Annotated in this window: 21 protein-coding genes and 1 other RNA gene; 9 read left to right on the top strand and 13 right to left on the bottom strand. The window is 58.3% G+C overall.

What is annotated here, in order from left to right:
- Nucleotides 1-6 precede the first annotated feature (6 nt).
- The 4 genes from AC2TAD_RS11340 to AC2TAD_RS11325 form a co-directional block, all read right to left on the bottom strand.
- Nucleotides 7-963, bottom strand: a complete 957-nt coding sequence (locus AC2TAD_RS11340) for a DUF2927 domain-containing protein (protein WP_480867746.1) — start codon at nt 961-963, stop codon at nt 7-9.
- Nucleotides 964-967: 4 nt separating this feature from the next.
- Nucleotides 968-2,158: a toxic anion resistance protein gene (locus tag AC2TAD_RS11335; protein WP_480867745.1), complete on the bottom strand. Its 1,191-nt coding sequence runs from the start codon at nt 2,156-2,158 to the stop codon at nt 968-970.
- A gap of 30 nt (nt 2,159-2,188) precedes the next feature.
- Nucleotides 2,189-3,103, bottom strand: coding sequence for a 5-bromo-4-chloroindolyl phosphate hydrolysis family protein (locus AC2TAD_RS11330; protein WP_480867744.1), 915 nt, complete (start codon nt 3,101-3,103; stop codon nt 2,189-2,191).
- Between the two features lie 175 nt (nt 3,104-3,278).
- Entirely contained in the window at nt 3,279-4,151 is an 873-nt protein-coding gene (locus AC2TAD_RS11325) for a pseudouridine synthase (RefSeq protein ID WP_480867742.1), read from the bottom strand.
- Between AC2TAD_RS11325 and AC2TAD_RS11320 the strand changes: the two genes are divergently transcribed.
- Nucleotides 4,150-4,605 carry a nucleoside deaminase gene (locus AC2TAD_RS11320; protein ID WP_480867740.1) on the top strand — a complete coding sequence of 152 codons (456 nt, stop codon included), beginning with the start codon at nt 4,150-4,152 and terminating at the stop codon, nt 4,603-4,605. The two genes, AC2TAD_RS11325 and AC2TAD_RS11320, sit on opposite strands and share 2 nt — an antisense overlap.
- 13 nt (nt 4,606-4,618) lie before the next feature.
- Here the strand turns inward: AC2TAD_RS11320 and AC2TAD_RS11315 are convergent, their stop codons facing one another.
- A complete protein-coding gene (locus AC2TAD_RS11315; protein WP_480867738.1) occupies nt 4,619-5,596 on the bottom strand; it encodes an adenylate/guanylate cyclase domain-containing protein in 978 nt (325 codons plus the stop codon).
- A 7-nt stretch (nt 5,597-5,603) separates the two neighbouring features.
- Complete coding sequence (locus AC2TAD_RS11310; RefSeq protein WP_480867736.1) at nt 5,604-6,296, bottom strand: metal-dependent hydrolase; 693 nt, start codon at nt 6,294-6,296, stop codon at nt 5,604-5,606.
- A gap of 58 nt (nt 6,297-6,354) precedes the next feature.
- On the opposite strand from AC2TAD_RS11310, the gene AC2TAD_RS11305 reads away from it, so the two are divergent.
- Entirely contained in the window at nt 6,355-7,005 is a 651-nt protein-coding gene (locus AC2TAD_RS11305) for a ceramidase domain-containing protein (protein WP_480867735.1), read from the top strand.
- Here AC2TAD_RS11305 and AC2TAD_RS11300 read toward each other — a convergent pair.
- Both AC2TAD_RS11300 and AC2TAD_RS11295 read right to left on the bottom strand, forming a co-directional pair.
- Nucleotides 7,002-7,565, bottom strand: a complete 564-nt coding sequence (locus tag AC2TAD_RS11300) for a DUF4202 domain-containing protein (RefSeq protein ID WP_170352445.1) — start codon at nt 7,563-7,565, stop codon at nt 7,002-7,004. The genes AC2TAD_RS11305 and AC2TAD_RS11300 overlap by 4 nt on opposite strands.
- Before the next feature lie 125 nt (nt 7,566-7,690).
- Nucleotides 7,691-7,849: a hypothetical protein gene (locus AC2TAD_RS11295; protein WP_480867733.1), complete on the bottom strand. Its 159-nt coding sequence runs from the start codon at nt 7,847-7,849 to the stop codon at nt 7,691-7,693.
- 225 nt (nt 7,850-8,074) lie between these two features.
- On the opposite strand from AC2TAD_RS11295, the gene gatC reads away from it, so the two are divergent.
- From gatC to rnpB, 5 genes are all read left to right on the top strand, one after another.
- The gene (gatC, locus tag AC2TAD_RS11290; RefSeq protein WP_170325838.1) at nt 8,075-8,362 is read left to right on the top strand and encodes an Asp-tRNA(Asn)/Glu-tRNA(Gln) amidotransferase subunit GatC; all 288 of its coding nucleotides are present in this window, start codon (nt 8,075-8,077) and stop codon (nt 8,360-8,362) included.
- Between the two features lie 3 nt (nt 8,363-8,365).
- The gene (gene gatA, locus AC2TAD_RS11285; protein WP_480867731.1) at nt 8,366-9,853 is read left to right on the top strand and encodes an Asp-tRNA(Asn)/Glu-tRNA(Gln) amidotransferase subunit GatA; all 1,488 of its coding nucleotides are present in this window, start codon (nt 8,366-8,368) and stop codon (nt 9,851-9,853) included.
- 35 nt (nt 9,854-9,888) lie between these two features.
- Nucleotides 9,889-10,599 carry a hypothetical protein gene (locus AC2TAD_RS11280; RefSeq protein ID WP_170352448.1) on the top strand — a complete coding sequence of 237 codons (711 nt, stop codon included), beginning with the start codon at nt 9,889-9,891 and terminating at the stop codon, nt 10,597-10,599.
- Nucleotides 10,550-11,251: an N-acetylmuramoyl-L-alanine amidase gene (locus AC2TAD_RS11275; protein WP_480867729.1), complete on the top strand. Its 702-nt coding sequence runs from the start codon at nt 10,550-10,552 to the stop codon at nt 11,249-11,251. The genes AC2TAD_RS11280 and AC2TAD_RS11275 overlap by 50 nt, the downstream gene beginning before the upstream one ends.
- Nucleotides 11,252-11,383: 132 nt before the next feature.
- Nucleotides 11,384-11,777, top strand: an RNA gene (gene rnpB / locus AC2TAD_RS11270) — RNase P RNA component class A.
- A gap of 9 nt (nt 11,778-11,786) precedes the next feature.
- Here rnpB and AC2TAD_RS11265 read toward each other — a convergent pair.
- The 3 genes from AC2TAD_RS11265 to AC2TAD_RS11255 form a co-directional block, all read right to left on the bottom strand.
- Nucleotides 11,787-12,119 (bottom strand): GYD domain-containing protein, encoded by a 333-nt coding sequence (locus AC2TAD_RS11265; RefSeq protein WP_480867727.1) that lies wholly within the window; start codon nt 12,117-12,119, stop codon nt 11,787-11,789.
- 65 nt (nt 12,120-12,184) lie between these two features.
- Nucleotides 12,185-13,027, bottom strand: coding sequence for a DUF2182 domain-containing protein (locus AC2TAD_RS11260; RefSeq protein WP_480867726.1), 843 nt, complete (start codon nt 13,025-13,027; stop codon nt 12,185-12,187).
- A gap of 12 nt (nt 13,028-13,039) precedes the next feature.
- On the bottom strand, nt 13,040-13,675 hold the full coding sequence (locus AC2TAD_RS11255) for a DUF1326 domain-containing protein (RefSeq protein WP_170753217.1): 636 nt from the start codon (nt 13,673-13,675) through the stop codon (nt 13,040-13,042).
- A 293-nt stretch (nt 13,676-13,968) separates the two neighbouring features.
- Here AC2TAD_RS11255 and rpmG point away from each other — a divergent pair, with 293 nt between their 5' ends.
- Entirely contained in the window at nt 13,969-14,136 is a 168-nt protein-coding gene (gene rpmG / locus AC2TAD_RS11250) for a 50S ribosomal protein L33 (protein ID WP_010441901.1), read from the top strand.
- Between the two features lie 215 nt (nt 14,137-14,351).
- Nucleotides 14,352-14,858, top strand: coding sequence for a hypothetical protein (locus AC2TAD_RS11245; RefSeq protein WP_480867725.1), 507 nt, complete (start codon nt 14,352-14,354; stop codon nt 14,856-14,858).
- Between the two features lie 131 nt (nt 14,859-14,989).
- Here AC2TAD_RS11245 and AC2TAD_RS11240 read toward each other — a convergent pair whose 3' ends face one another.
- Together AC2TAD_RS11240 and AC2TAD_RS11235 are read right to left on the bottom strand one after the other, a co-directional pair.
- A complete protein-coding gene (locus tag AC2TAD_RS11240; protein WP_170352454.1) occupies nt 14,990-15,766 on the bottom strand; it encodes a Bax inhibitor-1/YccA family protein in 777 nt (258 codons plus the stop codon).
- Nucleotides 15,767-15,946: 180 nt separating this feature from the next.
- On the bottom strand, nt 15,947-16,156 hold the full coding sequence (locus AC2TAD_RS11235; protein WP_209195018.1) for a DUF1127 domain-containing protein: 210 nt from the start codon (nt 16,154-16,156) through the stop codon (nt 15,947-15,949).
- Nucleotides 16,157-16,221: the final 65 nt, after the last annotated feature.

Here is a 16,221-nt window from a genome sequence, read left to right as displayed (position 1 = left end):
TTGGGCCTATAGCGGCTGGCCCATCAATTCACGTGCCAGTATCCGCACCACGGGGCGGGCATCCTGTGCCGTCACGCCCGGTTGCAGGCGCGGATCGTAAAGCATTGAAAGCAGTTTCTCGTCATGGCTGGTCAGCAGAGCAAACTCGTCATCGTCGTTAAAGATCGAAGGCCGTGCGGCCGGACTGTCGTTGGACAGGCCAAGACCCTGCGCCATTTCTTCATGGATGCAACTGCGGCGCAGCAAGTCCGGCAATTCCGTTCGGATGAGTACCACGGCCCGCACGAACTGGTTCGGCGCCCGGTTAGTGGGGGACGCAATTACAAAGCAATCAATATTGGCCCGAGGGTTTGCGACCAGTTCAAGGACCGGTTGGCTGATCCCCGGCGCGAGCTCCTTGAGGCGTGACACCACGTATGCGCTGTCGTCTTTGCCTGCAAAAAAGACATGAAAATTCGGTTTTCTTGTGACGACAGAAATCGGGTGGCTGGTAAGTCTCGCTAACCTTTCGGTGTAGGCGTTGACCTGAGCGGTATCCTGTTCGCGCAACTTTGGTTCCACGGTGGGCGCAAACTCAATTTGGACACGAACCGGGGTGGTCCAGCGGCTGAGTTGCCCCTCGGTGCTGTACGTCGTCGCGGTGACGGCATGGTCGGGATATTCGTTGTAAAACGCAATCACGTCGAAATTGCGCTCAAGGTCGCTGGCGTCGTAGGGCGTATCTGGCCCCCCGCCATCTGTGCGCAGCAGGCCGCGCGTGACCAGATCGCGTTCGACCCGCTGGTAAAACCGTGCAAGATCCTGACTGGCGGCCGAGGGCGCGACATAGGCGTTGGGCGCGGGCGTTGCCGGCGCAGGGCGGGGTTCAGGCACTGCAGACGCGGTCAGGGTTTCGTCGCAACTGGCTAAGGCCCAAAGCGCAACGCACCCCAATGCATATCTGAGTGTCCTTAGTCCTGCCACCGTATCAGCCCGGAACAGCGGTGCCGGAATTGTCGCCGATGCCGTCCTTGCGGGCCTTGGCGGAGGCCAGCGTGTCGCGCAGCTCGGCCTCCATCTTCTGCAGCTCTTCTTCGGCGGCGGCACGTTTGGCTTTGCCCTCATCGGCAATAGCAAGGCTTTCATTGATCGTTCCGATCAGATCAGCATTGGCCTGTTTTACAGCTTCGATGTCGAACACGCCGCGCTCCATCTCTTCGCGGATCATCTTGTTCGACTGCCGCAGATTGGCCGCGTTCGAGGTCAGCAACTCATTTGTCAGGTCGTTGGCCTCACGCACGGCCGAGGCAGCCTCGGCACTGCGCTGGATAGTAACCGCCTGCGCCAGTTGGGTTTCCCACAGCGGTACGGTGTTCACCAATGTCGAATTGATCTTGGTCACCAGCGACTTGTCGTTTTCCTGTACCAAGCGGATTGAGGGCAGTGACTGCATCGTCACCTGTCGGGTCAGTTTCAGGTCATGCACGCGGCGTTCCAAATCATCTCGTGCGGCGCGCAGGTCGCGCAATTCCTGCGCTTTCATAACCTGATCATCTTCGGGGGCGGCCTGAACGGCGGCCTCTTTTTCGGGGATATCGTGGCTGTCCAGTTCGGTCAGCTTTTCCTCACCCGCTGCGATATACAGCGCCAGCTCGTCGTAAAAACCCAGCGTCTTTTCATAGAGCATATCCAGCGATTTGATGTCTTTCAGCAGCGTATGCTCATGCGCCAACAAATCGTCAGTAATGCGGTCTATCTGGCCCTGTACTTGTTCGTATTGCGCGGTGAACTTGGCAAATGGCGCCGCGCGGCCCATTAGTTTTTCCCACCAGCTTCGTTCGCGCCTTACGTCCAGCTCGCTGACCGAGAAACCGCGAATGGTGGTCACGATGTTGCGCAGGCTGTCTCCGGCTGGTCCAACATCCTTGTTGCGTACGTCGGCCAACATGGCTTGGCTTATTTCCTGCAGTTCGGCTTGCGCTGAAGACCCGAACGCGACGATCGAGTTGGTGTTGCCCATATCGATCTCGTCCATCCGCTTGCGAATTTCGGCACTGACAGGCTCGTCGGCATCCTCCAGCGAGATGACCTCGGCGGTGGGGTCGGGAAGGGCAACTGCAGTAACTTCCTGCACCATCGTCTCGGCTTCGACCGCCTTATTCTTGATTTCGTCGGACATGGGGAAATCCTCTCTTGCAATAGTGGCCGGTCAGTCCAACCGGACGCCTTCGCGCTGCAACCGTTCGCGCAACACGTCAATTTCAACCGTCAGATCACTGCGGTCATCCAATAGCATCTTGCGGGTTCGAGCCGCGAAATTCTGCTCCAAATCGTCTAGCAATTCCGAGTAACCGGCAAGGGCTTGTGCGTCCCGCGTGCGGGCATAGACATCCGAGAATTTGACGGTCGCATCACGTGCACCTTGCAGATAGACGGTCAGGTATTTGCGCGCCCCCGCGAGATCGCGCGGGTCCTCTTCGACCGTACGAAATAATTCGCGCGCAGTGTCCTGAAATCGTTCAACGCGAGCCTCGATCTGTCGGTCGCCTGCGCGTTTGATTGCATCCGTCATCTCGGCCAGATGGGTCTCGGCATCTTCGATCACGCGGGCCACGCGGTCCTGTTGAAAGGTATCGATGCCCTCCATTCCCTTGTCTTTCATCGGATCCAGTCCGAAAGACACGGAATGCAGCGCCGCGGCTGCTAGGCCAAACAGAACAGGCGCGATGATGCCGGCGTCTGACGCCGCTGCTGCGTCCAGAAATTCCACTCTGTAAGACGCCAACGCCGTACCAAGCCCCGTGAGAACACTGGCAAAGATCTTGCGCGGAATAGCGGGCCGTCGCGCCGTTCGACGGGCGTTATAAGCCGCTTCGGCGCGCAGACCCTCGCGCAGAAGAAACGCCGCGCCGGTCAGCAGCGCCGCTGCAATCAGGCCAATGGTCATGCCAAGTGCGCCATCGTTCAGCGACAGAAACACCAATGGTATGGGAGGGATGAACAGAATGTTGGTGCGGGCACCAGCAGGTTCTACCCGGACGCCGTCGAACTGACCACGCGACGGCTGTTCGGTCGGTTCGGCTTCACCGTGTGGGCTATATTTTCCGCCATAGCGTTTGGCCATGCGTCTACAAGCCCCCCAGAAGGCCGGTGCAAACGCCAAACAACAGCACCACCAGGGCCGCGTAGGCCAGTTTCTGCACTCCGGTTCCGGACATGATGCCCCCCAAAGACGATCCTCACATAAAATTTAGGGCATGAGGGGCGTGTACGCTAGGGGGAAGGTTGCCTAACCCGCGTCACTTGCGAGATTTCTTGCCGATCGGTGCCCGTTTTCTTTGCGGTCGAGCCTTGGGTTTGGCTTGCGCTTCCGGGGCCGCGTCCAAACCCAATTGGTCGCGCATCACGCGGCGACGAATTTCTTCGACCTCGCCGGGCTTCAGGCTGCCCAGTTGAAACGGCCCGTAAGACACACGCAACAGGCGGTTCACGGCGTAACCGATATCCTCCATCGCGCGGCGAATTTCGCGGTTCTTGCCTTCGCGCAAGCCGATGGTCAGCCATGCGTTCGCGCCCTGTTGACGGTCCAGCGAGACGTCCATGGGTAAAAACCGCTCGCCTTCAATAACCAGCCCTTTGCGCAAGGGGGCAAAATCCTCGTCCTTGGGGCGGCCATTCACCCGCACGCGGTATTTGCGCAGCCATCCGGTCGAGGGCAGCTCCAGTTTGCGCTTGATGCCGCCGTCATTGGTCAACAGCAGCAACCCTTCGGAATTTAGGTCCAGCCGCCCGACGCTCATGACTCGGGGCATGTCCTCGGGCAGGTTGTCGAAGATCGTCGCGCGGCCCTTTTCGTCCCGCGTCGTTGTCACCAGACCGGGGGGCTTGTGATACAACCACAAGCGCGACGGTTCCGGTTCGGACACCGGCTTGCCGTCAACAGTGATCCTGTCTTTGCCGGTGACGTTCAGGGCGGGGCTGGTGATGGGCTTGCCATTCACGGTCACACGACCAGCTTCGATCATGCGTTCGGCTTCACGGCGCGAGGCGACGCCCGCGCGGGCAAGCACTTTGGCGATCCGGTCGCCGGGAGGAGGGGTTTGTGTCATCCGCAGCCCATAGCGCATCCCGCCGCCTTGCGAAAGACAGGTTTCTGATGCAGTCAGGGGCATGGCATTCAGGTCTTACATGAATATCGCGATAGATCAGGCGCGCGCGGCTGCCGAACGCGGCGAGGTTCCCGTGGGCGCCGTCATTGTGCAGGGTGGCCGGGTGGTCGCAGCAGCGGGAAACCGAACACGAGAACTGAATGACCCGACTGCACATGCCGAGATACTCGCTTTGCGCGCAGCCTGCGCCGAGGCTGGGTCCGAGCGTCTGCTCGAGCATGACTTGTACGTCACGTTGGAGCCCTGCGCGATGTGTGCTGCGGCCTTGTCTGCTGCACGTATTCGTCGGGTGTATTATGGTGCAGCCGATCCCAAATCGGGCGGCGTGGCGCATGGCGCGCGGGTGTTTTCGCATCCACAAGCGCATCACAAGCCCGAAGTATTCGATGGTATTGCTGCGGCCGAGTGTGAAGATCTGTTGCGCCGGTTTTTTGCTGAAAAAAGAGAGCAAAAGTAACTTGGTCTTTGCTTCAATTCGCAGACCAATCCAGTTGATAGACAACTTGCTGCCCGCCGAATCCTTTCAACGAGACTGACGCAGGTGGTCTGAATACCAAGTTATCCTCTGCCCCGACCAAAAGGCGCGTTACGTCGGTGACGTGAATTTCGTTTGGCCCGCTGATATCGGTGACACGGGCTGCCTTGTTGACGACCGATCCGAAAAAATCCTCGTTCCGCTGTATGACATCTCCGGTGTGAATGCCGATCCGCAGCCCAAATGGGGCGTCGGAAGCTGCTGCCGCGTTTCGGCTCTGGATTTCGATCGCCGCCCTTAACGCGTTTTGAGGAGAGGCGAAAATCGACATGGTTCCGTCTCCAAGCGATTTGATCATCCGGCCGCGATTCGCCTCGATCATCTGCGAGGTCAGGGCAAAATGGTCCGCAATAACCTCTGCCCATCTGCGATCACCCAATCGCCGGGTGATCACCGACGAATTCGCGATGTCAGTAAACATGACCGAAGCGGTGCCTTCGGTCTGATCATGTTGAAATTCGTGACGCGCTGCGTCTATCAGGACGTTCAGCGCAGTGTGCTCGATCCCGATTTTTTTCATGTTCGAGGTGGGGTTGGACACATGCGCCTGCACGACTTTCCAGACGCCGTCCTCAAGATGCAAAACAAATGTAAACCGGTGAAATGCAGACTTTCCATTCGAGGCAAAGGTCAATGTCGCGGTGCAATGCGCCCAGCCCGCGTTGCCGCATTCAAACGCTTCCAGCGAGTGTTCATCCCACTCAAAGTCGGGGATTTCTTTCGTGTGATCGGCAAACCCTCGGCGAAAAACCTGCCCCGACCACTCCTCGTTTTCCGCTGATCCCTGATACCGCAGATGCTCAGAAGACGAGAGCATGTTGACCAAGGTCGCGCGGTCCTTGAGGCGTACGGCATCGTTCCACCGTCTGACAACGGCGATCAATTCGGGGGAAGGAACGATGCTTTGGCTCATTCGTGCGCTATAGTTTGATCGGCTGCATCACCACGGGCTCGATCACGTCTACACCGGGCAGCCTGTCGATCAGCGTTTGCGCGGATTGTTCCAGGATCGGGAATGTTTTGTAGTGGCATGGAATCACGGTTTTGAAATTGAAATACCGCTTGGCAGCGTATGCAGCCCCCTTCATATCCATGGTGAAATGCCCGCCTGCCGACAGGATGCCGATATCGGGTTTATAGTAGTCGCCCATCCAGTCCATGTCGGCCATTATGTCCGTATCCCCAGACACATATAGCATGTGCCCATCACCCGCGATCATGAACCCGACTTCGCTGCCACCGGTGCGCAAACCATCGGGCGTAGAGAAGGTCGAGCTGTGCGACGCGGGAACCATCGACACCATCACGCCGTTCAGGTTTACCGTGCCACCTTTGTTGAAGCCCACGGTTTCGATCCCTTCGGATTCGCTCCAATACCCCATCAAATCGTATTGGCCGACGACTGGAACCTTAAGGTGCTTGGCCAGTGACACAACATCCGCGACATGGTCGAAATGTGTGTGCGTCAACAGGATGTGGGTTGCCCCCTCAAGGGCTGCGTCGTGCTGGTCTTCGGGCAAAACCGGGTTTCCGGTCAGCCACGGGTCGATCAGCAACACTTGCCCTTCGGTCTCGATGCGAAAGCTGCCGTGACCCAGCCAGATGATATTCATGAAAAAACCTCCCAATCAGTCTGTTGGCTTCAACCTAGCATCGGCTATGTAAAAATTCATGGACTGGTTTCAGGAAATTGACGGGTATTGCGAACGGTTGTCGCCCGCTTATTGGGCCGAGCCGATAAATGCGGTCACGAACGCGGCCTTTCTGGTTGCCGCGTTGATTATGTGGATGCGCGTTCGGGGGCAGGGGATGCCGCTGGCCGTAGCCCTGGTGGCGATTCTGGCTGCGATCGGCGTGGGCAGCTATCTGTTCCACACACATGCACAGGTCTGGGCGGCGCTGGCGGATGTCGCGCCTATCCTGCTGTATATTCTGGTCTACATTTTCGCGATCAACCGTGATGTCTGGCAGATGCGGCCGCTTTTTGCCGCCATCGTTACGGCGTTGTTTACCCCGTATGCAGCCGCGACCATACCTGTGTTCCAACTCGTGCCGGGTCTCGGCGGGTCGGCGGCCTATGCGCCGGTCCCGTTGCTGATCCTGATCTACGCTTTCTTGTTGCGCACGCGCGTTCCGGAAACGGCCAAAGGGCTGGCCATCGGCGCGATAATCCTTATCGCCTCAATTACATTCCGAGCGCTGGATGAACCGATCTGCGGCCATCTGCCGTCGGGTACACATTTCATGTGGCACATCCTGAATGCGACCATGCTGGGCTGGATGATCGAGGTCTATCGCAGGCACATGATACGTCTGCGTTAGTTTTCGAAAGCGGCGGCAAGCTCTTTGGGTAGGTCAAATTCCGTCAATACCCGCGTGCGACCCTCGTCAGACATCTTACGGGCGGTCTTTTCGACGATGCTTTGGATTTTCTCGGCAGAGTGCTTTGCGGCGAAGGGTGCAAAATACCACTTTAGAAACACGAAACAGATCACATCTTCCAGCGCCTGAACCTCGTCGTCGCGCTTGATGCCCTGTTTGCGCAGCATTCGCTCAGCCGCTTCGATGTCGCCGGCGCCATATTCACTAAGCTCCATCAACCCGGCGACGACTTCGGCGTGATGAACCGCTTGCGCTTTGCGCCATGCCAGATAGCCCGCACGACCTTCGGGGTATTCACTGCGGGCAAGCTTCCAACGTTCCACATGCTGACCGCGCGCCGCGATTTGCAGTGGGTCCGAGGCGTTTGGGAACAGCCGGTCCAACTCGGCGGTCATGCGCTGACCGTAGAGCAGGGCGGCAGGTTGGCCATCTTCCAGATTGGGGTCTTGTGCGTTGGCCGCGTCAATCGCGTCCAGAACTGCTTGTTTGCGCGGGTTCATCTTGTGCTCCGTCGAATGGCTGACTTTGTGTCCATCCTAGCGTGTCATCAGATTAAGCGCAGCAGGCGATTGTATAAAATCCGGGTCGGGGAGAGGAGGACCCGACCCGGACGAAGGGGGTCACATCACTTACCGAGCTTCGTTTTATCTTGAGAGACAGGTTCCGAGACCGTTTCGGGGAAGGTCAGGTCGCGGGTCAGGCTGCCCATGGTCGGCCCGAATGCCTGTGCCTGCGCTGCCAGAAGGGTCGAGGTCAATACAAGGGCGGTCATGAACGTTTTCATCGTCTTACTCCGATTGTGCGTTTCCGTGAGTATGAAGTGAACAGTTCAGTTTAGTTTTTCAAGGGGCAAAGTGAACTAATCGGTTTATTTTTTGCATGACGGCTATGCTCTATTTGTAGTCGGCTTGGGTCGCCGGGGCGAAAGGCGGGTAAATCCGCCCCCTGCCGCTCTTGCGACCGGGGCGGCAGACAGGTAAACGCCACCTAACGCATATGAGGTTTTCCGATGTCGATTGACCAAAGCACCGCCGCCAAGGTGGCCAAACTGGCCCGGATCAAGGTCGAGGATGACGCGCTGCCCGCGCTGGCATCCGAATTCAACACCATCCTTGGGTTCATCGAGCAACTGAACGAAGTAGATGTTGAAGGTGTCGAGCCCATGGTCTCGGTCGAGCCGATGCGCCTGAAACGGCGCGAGGATGTGGTCACCGACGGAAACCAGCAGGACAAGGTTCTGGCCAACGCCCCTGACGCGCGCGAGGGCTTTTTCGCAGTCCCCAAAGTGGTGGAGTAAGACATGAGCGATCTGAACAAACTGGGCCTGGCCGAGGCCCGCGACGCGCTGCGCAAGGGTGATGTGACCTCGGTCGAGCTGACCGAAGCCTGCTTGAAAGCGATTGATGACGCCGACGCGCTGAACGCTTTTGTCCACAAAACGCCCGAGATCGCGCTGGAACGCGCCAAGGCTGCGGACTCACGGATCAAGGAAGGCGACGCGCCTTCCATGTGTGGTCTGCCGATCGGCATCAAGGATCTGTTCTGCACCAAGGGCGTGCCCTCTCAGGCGGCCTCGAAGATTCTGGAAGGCTTCAAGCCGGAATACGAATCCACTGTGTCTCAGCAACTGGCCGATGCCGGGGCTGTTATGCTGGGCAAGTTGAACATGGACGAATTCGCCATGGGCTCGTCCAACGAAACCTCGGTTTACGGAAACGCGGTCAGCCCATGGCGGCGCGGCAATGACGACGCGCAACTGACACCTGGCGGCTCGTCGGGAGGTTCGGCGTCTGCTGTGGCGGCTGACCTGTGTCTGGCCGCAACCGGCACCGACACTGGCGGTTCGATCCGTCAGCCCGCCGCGTTTACCGGCATTACCGGCATCAAGCCGACCTACGGCCGTTGCTCTCGCTGGGGCATTGTGGCCTTTGCGTCCTCGCTGGATCAGGCCGGTCCGATGACCAAAAACGTGCGCGATGCGGCGATCATGCTGGAAACCATGTGTGGCCATGACCCCAAGGATTCCACCAGCGCCGAATTGGCTGTGCCGAACTTTGAGGCGATGCTGACCGGCGACATCAAGGGCAAGAAAATCGGGATCCCTAAGGAATACCGTATGGACGGTATGCCGGCCGAGATCGAAAAGCTCTGGGCAGATGGCGCCGAGATGCTCAAAGCTGCTGGGGCCGAGATCGTCGATATCTCGCTGCCGCACACCAAGTACGCGCTGCCTGCCTATTACGTGATTGCCCCGGCCGAGGCGTCCTCGAATCTGGCGCGCTATGACGGCGTCCGCTATGGCCGCCGCGCCACGCTGGCGCAGGGCGATGGCATCACCGAAATGTACGAGAAAACTCGCGCTGAAGGCTTCGGTCACGAAGTTCAGCGCCGCGTGATGGTCGGCACCTATGTGCTGTCGGCGGGCTTCTACGACGCCTACTACAACCGCGCCCGCCGCGTACGTACCCTGATCAAGAAAGACTTCGAAGACGTCTTTGCCGCAGGTGTCGACGCAATCCTGACGCCCGCTACCCCGTCGGCGTCGTTCGGGCTGGGTGAGATGACCGAAGCCGATCCGGTGCAGATGTATCTGAACGACGTCTTCACCGTCACCGTGAACCTTGCGGGCCTGCCCGGTGTCTCTGTCCCGGCAGGTCTGGACGCACAGGGTCTGCCGTTGGGTCTGCAGTTGATCGGACGTCCTTGGGAAGAGGGTGATCTGCTCAACACGGCCTACGCGCTGGAAAACGCCGCCGGGTTTGTGGCCAAGCCGGGCAAATGGTGGTAGGTCTGGGCGCAGGCAAGACAACACGGAGCAGCCGGATGCGATTTACGTTTCTGATCCCCGCAATCGGGTTTGTGGCCGCCTGCAACACGGTGGCCCCGATCCAGGGGACCGACTTCAATACACCGTCTTATCAGGCCCAGCGTGAGGCCCAATTGGCTGGCCAAGGCTACACGGGCAACCCTCTGGTCGGCCCAGTGGACGTGTCAGAGCAGGCGCTTGGCGCGCCGGGTACAGCACTGCCCCCATCGGGAGACAACGCAGACCTGGCCTCTGCTACTGCGGCGGCTTTGGCTAGTACTTCTGCCTCTGGTGCACCTTTGACCGCTCCGGTTGCGACAGAGCTTCCGAGCAACAACGCCATCTCGGATGAGCAGGATTTTGGGGCTGTATCTGACCGCCGTTCCATCGAGTCAGATGCGGCACGGATCGAACAGAATCGTCAAACCTACGAGGTGGTTGCCCCAACAGCGATCCCTCAGCGGGGCACCGATGGACAGCCCAACATTGTGCAATACGCGTTAAGCACTTCAAATCCGGTTGGTACGCAGCTCTATAGTCGGGCAGGGTTCAACCTGCAGGCCAAGGCGCAAAGGAATTGCGCAAAATTCCCGTCGGCGGATCAAGCACAGATCGAGTTCCTGTCCAATGGTGGCCCGCAGCGCGACCGTAAGGGGTTGGACCCGGACGGAGACGGGTATGCCTGCGGCTGGAACCCCAGCGCGTTTCGCAGTGCCGTCAACAACTGACCTGAATCCGATCTGGCACCCTTCCCCCAATTTCGGCTCACGCAGAGACGGGTTGGGGCCGTCGCTGGTCGTTCTGCACTATACCGCAATGAACAGCGCCCAGGCGGCGTTGGATCGCCTCTGCGACCCGCAATACGAGGTGTCCGCCCACTACCTGATCGGTTGTGGCGGCACGCTCTGGCAGATGGTGCGCGAAGAAGACCGTGCTTGGCACGCCGGGGCAGGTGAGTGGCGCGGCCAAACTGACATCAACTCGCGCTCGATCGGGATCGAGCTGGACAATCGCGGCGACCACCCCTTTTCCGAGCCGCAACTGGCGACACTCGAAACCCTTCTGCTCGCGATCTTGTCGCGCTGGAAAATCCCGCCATCCGGCATGATCGGTCATTCCGACATGGCTCCGGGTCGCAAGATCGACCCCGGCCCGCGCTTTCCCTGGTCTCGGCTGGAACACCAAGCCCTTGCCGCCCAATCGGGCGCAGGCGATTGTCCACAAAACCTCACACAAGAGGCGTTCCGCGCTGCTGCCCGCGCCGCAGGCTATACTGCCCAAACCGACGACGATACGCTGCTGGCAACTGTGCGCCTGCGTCACCGTCCAAGTGCAACAGGCCCTTTGCACCCTGCCGATTTCGCCGCGCTTATCCCCTAGAACCTGATCCGTCCTTCATCTGGCCAAAAATACCTCGGGGTTGAATTGGCCGCAGGCCAAGAAGGGGCTGGCCCCTTCTACCAACCAATCCACCCTTGACGCCGCCTGGCCCAAAGCCTACCCAGCCCACGCGCGGAGGGCCGGATGGCCGCTGGGGTCGCAAGGCCCGAGAGGAAAGTCCGGACTCCACAAGACAACGGTGCCGGGTAATGCCCGGGCGGGGTAACCCGACGGAAAGCGCCACAGAAATCAGACCGCCACACGCGTGTGGTAAGGGTGAAACGGTGGGGTAAGAGCCCACCGCGCCGCTGGCAACAGCGGTGGCACGGCAAGCCCCACCGGGAGCAATGCCAAATAGGGTCCCCGCGCGGGCCGGTCGGCGCCCGCCGATACCGCCGCTAAGCCTGTCTTGGCCCAGAGGGACCGGGTTGGCAGCTTGAGCCGCGCAGCAATGCACGGCCTAGAGGAATGGTCATCGAAGGGGGTAACCCCGGAACAAGATCCGGCTTACAGGCCCTCCGCGCATATTCCCTGCTCACTTGCCCGGGGGTGAATAGGCTTCGGCAAGTTTGGCAGCTTTTTTCTGAATCGCGACAAAATCTTTGGCCTTCCATGCGCGAACTGTCTCGACCTTGGAAACTGCGCCCGAGGCTGCGACGGCCATGCCGACGGCGACCGCATCAGTTCCGTCCGGTGCCTCGCTGATAACAACCACGTCGTTTTCGCCAGTTGTCACATAAAAAGCCAATAACTTGCCTCCGACTTTCTTTAAAAGAGCTTTCACCGGTCCCGTCCGATCCGCCGGCTTCTTAAGCATCCCACGGACACCGCCCTGCGAATAAGTGGCGTAAGTAATGAAAATTGGCATGTCTACCTCCTGAAAAAATGAAGGGGACCCTTAAGTTGGCCGGCCCCGAAAGCCGAGTATTTTGATCACGTCACCGGAATCGAAAGCCCTGCGATCAACCAAGCACCGAATACGATCAAGGCAATGCCGGTCAGGGGAACCAGCCATCTTGCATGTGGGATAAGTTTTTCCAGCGCGACATACACGGCGATCCCGACAATCCAATAAAGGTTCATAATGCCGCCAACAAACAGCAGCAGCATCAGCGCCCAGCAGCACCCAAGGCAATATGCCCCATGCAGTACGCCGGTACGAAAGGCGCCAACTGCACCCGGTCTGCTGTGGTCGGCCAAAAAATGCGCAGGGTTGCGGCAATGACGCAGGCATGCAGTTTTCAGGCTGGACAGTTGATAGAGCCCGGCCGCTAACAAAATAATCCCGGCAAAGGTTCGGGATCGGATCGTCATCATCGGCCCGTCGGATAACCCGGCTTGTTCCAACCCCCATTGCGCTCCTGTTGCCAATGCGCTGAAGGCCGCCCAAGTCACCAGATAACCGCTCAGAAAAACCATGCTCAGGACAGCGGACCGGGCCTTTTCTGGTCCCATGCGTTTGATCGCGGTATAAAGCAAAACGGTAGGAGCAGCGCTGGGTGTCATCATGGCGACCATCATCACCCACCACATTAGAAAAATAAGGATGGCGTAGGGCAGGGACCACGCCGTTTGACCTGCCATTGTCATTGGCTCTCCGATCGGTCCGGCCATGCGGGTCATGTCCACTGCGGACATGTTCATACCAATGCCAACTGTTGTGTACCACGCAGCGCCAAGGACGACTGCGAGGACACTCAGCAACACGATTAGTCGGTCATGGCGTAAAACACGATCAATGGCTCCGGCCGAGGCCGGCTCGTTCTCAGAGGTCATGATCGCACCTGTTCACGCGCCAAGAACGCCGTGGCCTGATATGTTAAGATGCGCCAAATGCGCGTGGGTGGCGTCAAAGCTCAGGCTGATCTCGCCACCCGTTGTCTGTGCTTTCCCCGAGGCGGCCTCGGCCTGACGATATTCAAACCCATTCGGTAATTGTATGGATGCCCGATGGGGCAGACCCGATACGATATGTGGAATCGGATTGACCTCAAGATCGAAGACACCATGAACCTTTGCGTGGCCTGTGCGGTCTTCGCGGGACCAGCTCAACTCGATCGGTACATAGAGTGTTTCGTGTTTGGTTGGTGCCATGGCGCTGTAGACGAACCAGAATGTCGCCATTTCATCCGTGTCCTGACCAGTCATGATAGCTTGCATCGCCGCCCGCTGATCGGCCGAGGCCGAGACGTCGATCACCAATTGCATTTGGCCGTTGCCTTCGTGAATCGGGCCCGGCCAATAGTAGACGCCTGCCGCGCGGATTCCCGCAAGATCGGTGTCTCCGTAGTGGCCGCTTTGGATATCATAAACAACAACCGCTTCGCAGTTGCCATGCGTCGGCAAAACGCTGAATTGGCACGGGCAACCGAAGTTGCAGTTGCAATTGGCCAATTCCTCGGCCTGAAGTTCCCATTCCGTCATAATAGCCCCCCAAGTGTACGGCATGATAAAACCGCGCTACCCCAAGGTTTTGCCTGTGATCCGATGCCTCGTGCATCCCGCCGGAATGCAGCCTTTTGGCTTGCTCCGACCGCAGAACTGTATCACGGAACCGTGATCCCACCAAATCGACACGGTTCGGCCGTCGCGCGTCAGATGGAATTGTGCGGAAAAGACACCGATTCAGGTTGACTCGGCTGTGCGACCGGGTAAAAGCGCACGCTCATAGGAATTCAACCGAAAGGCCCCTGCCTTTTCGGACGCAGGAGATAACCATGGCGAAGCCGACGACAATCAAGATCCGTCTGAACTCGACCGCGGGCACGGGCCACTTCTACGTGACCAAGAAAAACGCGCGTACCATGACCGAGAAAATGACCATTCGTAAATACGATCCGGTCGCTCGGAAACATGTCGAGTATAAGGAAGGCAAGATTAAGTAATCTGCCGTCCCTCTTGGACAGCTTAGAAGGCCTCGTGTTTACGGGGCCTTTTTTCGTTTGAAACTGGTTGGATGGTGGATCTCGGACGACCTTGTGCTGCATCTGTGCCGTTGCAACGGCGCATCAGCCGTAAAGCTATTCGCTACGGCTGCGGGTTGCTTTTTGGAACGCCTTTCTCATACGCTTCAGCTAATCGTTCCAAAATGTTGGCCGTCATGAAAAAAATCTTGTTATCCACAGCTACCGTTCTGGCCCTTGCGGCCTGTGAAGACCCTTACAATCGCTCAGGTGTCGGCTTTACCGGCATTGATGGTGAGCCCCGGACAATTGCGGATGTTCCGGGTGCGGTCGCCTTCCTGCCTGATGCAACGAACGTACCCGCAGAACTCGCCGTCTTGCCGGCGGTGCCCGTGACGACAAGCGAAACCGATCCGCAGAAAATCGCACGGATCGCGATTGACAATGGCGGCCGCAGTGACGCCAATTCAGTCGTGCTGACCGGTTCAGACACAAACCTGTTCCTTAGCACAGTCAGCGTAAACGGAACGCTGTATGGTGTCTTACGCACCGCGAATAATTCGACTCGTATCGACAACGAAATCGGCGCAGCCTTCGGTCGTAACGCCGAACAGTTCACTGGTTGTTTGCCTGCGGGTAATGTGTTCCGCAAAGGGTCGTCGCAGCGCAGCTCGGGCTTTGCTGTTCCTCTGAACTGCAGCTGATCTTTTCTTTAAGCCGTCTAAGACGAAAGGCCCTCACTGGATGGTGGGGGCCTTTTTTGGAGTACTAAATAGCCCGCGAAAAAAAGGGCGAGCCATTGGCTCGCCCTGAATTGCGTGGTCTGAAGACCGCGTTACTCGCGGTTGCCGAACAACTGCAGCAGGAACATAAACATGTTGATAAAGTCGAGATACAGGCTCAGTGCGCCCATGATCGCTGCTTTACCCAACCATTCCTGATCACCCGAATGGGCCATTTGCAGGTAAGTGGTTTTGATGTTCTGCGTGTCGTATGCGGTCAGTCCAGCGAAGATCAGCACACCGATGACCGAGATTGCAAAGGCCATGGCCGAGGATGCAATGAAGATGTTCACGATCGATGCTACGATCAGACCAATCACGCCCATGATCAGGAACGTGCCCATCGCCGACAGATCTTTCTTGGTCGTGTAGCCATACAGCGACAGCCCCGCAAAGGCGATGGCAGTGATAAGGAAGACCTGAATGATCGACTCGCCGGTAAAGACCAAGAAGATCCAGCTGATCGAAACGCCCATAACGGCTGCGAACAGGTAGAATACCGTCTGCGCAGCTGCTGCCGACATACGGTTGATCCCGGCGCTAAAGCCGAAAACAAAGGCCAGCGGCGCGAACATGATCACCCATCTCAGCGGCGATGAAAACAGGGCGGCACCTAGCGATGTCAGGTATTTGTCAGCGCTCAGTTGCGCCGCTGCCGCCGATGGGTCGGTTGTTGTTGCCAGGCCGGCAATTGCCCAAGCCGCCGCAAATGTTATCAGCATGCCGACGGACATGGTGCCGTAGACTTTATTCATGTGGGCGCGCAGGCCCTCGTCAATCTGGGCAGCGCGCGCGCCGGCCGCCGTCCGGATCGTGTCAAATTGTGCCATAAAAGGGTCTCCCTTCGTTAATTCTTAGCGCGCCCGCAAGAGGGCGGCGTTCCCCGCAAATATCGGCAACTGCGGGCAAGCTTTCAAGGGTTTAGCGCAGGATTCCGGTTAAAACTGACAACAAAAATGGCGACCTGCTGATGCGGATCGCCATTCCAGGAAAAAAGATCAATTTAAAAATCATCTTTGCCAGAATTCCGGCGCATCCCAGATTTTGCGCGAGGCCTCTGCCTCGGCCTGTTCGCGGGTGATTCCGATGTCTTCCAACGCGCGGGCATCCAGCCGAGCCAGGGTGCAGCGCTGGCGATACAAAGACACGGCGTCCAGCAACGTTTTCAAGCCAAACCGGCGGCGCGGTGGACAGGGGTGGTGGAGTGCAACTTGGGTCATAATTTATGTCCTTTCCTCTATTTGCGATGAATATCGCCTGTCTCATCAACTTCCTTGATTTATAT

Source organism: Ruegeria sp. HKCCD7628 (assembly GCF_057221005.1).
The sequence above is the reverse complement of the archived record's forward strand: the minus strand, read 5'-3'. Positions and strand labels throughout refer to the sequence as shown.

Excerpts from the sequence above, each read along its gene's own strand:
- AC2TAD_RS11335 (WP_480867745.1), bottom strand. The coding sequence starts at position 2,158 with ATGTCCGACGAAATCAAGAATAAGGCGGTCGAAGCCGAGACGATGGTG.
- AC2TAD_RS11330 (WP_480867744.1), bottom strand. The coding sequence starts at position 3,103 with ATGGCCAAACGCTATGGCGGAAAATATAGCCCACACGGTGAAGCCGAA.
- AC2TAD_RS11320 (WP_480867740.1), top strand. The coding sequence starts at position 4,150 with ATGGCATTCAGGTCTTACATGAATATCGCGATAGATCAGGCGCGCGCG.
- AC2TAD_RS11325 (WP_480867742.1), bottom strand. The coding sequence starts at position 4,151 with ATGCCCCTGACTGCATCAGAAACCTGTCTTTCGCAAGGCGGCGGGATG.
- AC2TAD_RS11315 (WP_480867738.1), bottom strand. The coding sequence starts at position 5,596 with ATGAGCCAAAGCATCGTTCCTTCCCCCGAATTGATCGCCGTTGTCAGA.
- AC2TAD_RS11310 (WP_480867736.1), bottom strand. The coding sequence starts at position 6,296 with ATGAATATCATCTGGCTGGGTCACGGCAGCTTTCGCATCGAGACCGAA.
- AC2TAD_RS11305 (WP_480867735.1), top strand. The coding sequence starts at position 6,355 with ATGGACTGGTTTCAGGAAATTGACGGGTATTGCGAACGGTTGTCGCCC.
- AC2TAD_RS11300 (WP_170352445.1), bottom strand. The coding sequence starts at position 7,565 with ATGAACCCGCGCAAACAAGCAGTTCTGGACGCGATTGACGCGGCCAAC.
- AC2TAD_RS11295 (WP_480867733.1), bottom strand. The coding sequence starts at position 7,849 with ATGAAAACGTTCATGACCGCCCTTGTATTGACCTCGACCCTTCTGGCA.
- gatC (WP_170325838.1), top strand. The coding sequence starts at position 8,075 with ATGTCGATTGACCAAAGCACCGCCGCCAAGGTGGCCAAACTGGCCCGG.
- gatA (WP_480867731.1), top strand. The coding sequence starts at position 8,366 with ATGAGCGATCTGAACAAACTGGGCCTGGCCGAGGCCCGCGACGCGCTG.
- AC2TAD_RS11280 (WP_170352448.1), top strand. The coding sequence starts at position 9,889 with ATGCGATTTACGTTTCTGATCCCCGCAATCGGGTTTGTGGCCGCCTGC.
- AC2TAD_RS11275 (WP_480867729.1), top strand. The coding sequence starts at position 10,550 with ATGCCTGCGGCTGGAACCCCAGCGCGTTTCGCAGTGCCGTCAACAACT.
- AC2TAD_RS11265 (WP_480867727.1), bottom strand. The coding sequence starts at position 12,119 with ATGCCAATTTTCATTACTTACGCCACTTATTCGCAGGGCGGTGTCCGT.
- AC2TAD_RS11260 (WP_480867726.1), bottom strand. The coding sequence starts at position 13,027 with ATGACCTCTGAGAACGAGCCGGCCTCGGCCGGAGCCATTGATCGTGTT.
- AC2TAD_RS11255 (WP_170753217.1), bottom strand. The coding sequence starts at position 13,675 with ATGACGGAATGGGAACTTCAGGCCGAGGAATTGGCCAATTGCAACTGC.
- rpmG (WP_010441901.1), top strand. The coding sequence starts at position 13,969 with ATGGCGAAGCCGACGACAATCAAGATCCGTCTGAACTCGACCGCGGGC.
- AC2TAD_RS11245 (WP_480867725.1), top strand. The coding sequence starts at position 14,352 with ATGAAAAAAATCTTGTTATCCACAGCTACCGTTCTGGCCCTTGCGGCC.
- AC2TAD_RS11240 (WP_170352454.1), bottom strand. The coding sequence starts at position 15,766 with ATGGCACAATTTGACACGATCCGGACGGCGGCCGGCGCGCGCGCTGCC.
- AC2TAD_RS11235 (WP_209195018.1), bottom strand. The coding sequence starts at position 16,156 with ATGACCCAAGTTGCACTCCACCACCCCTGTCCACCGCGCCGCCGGTTT.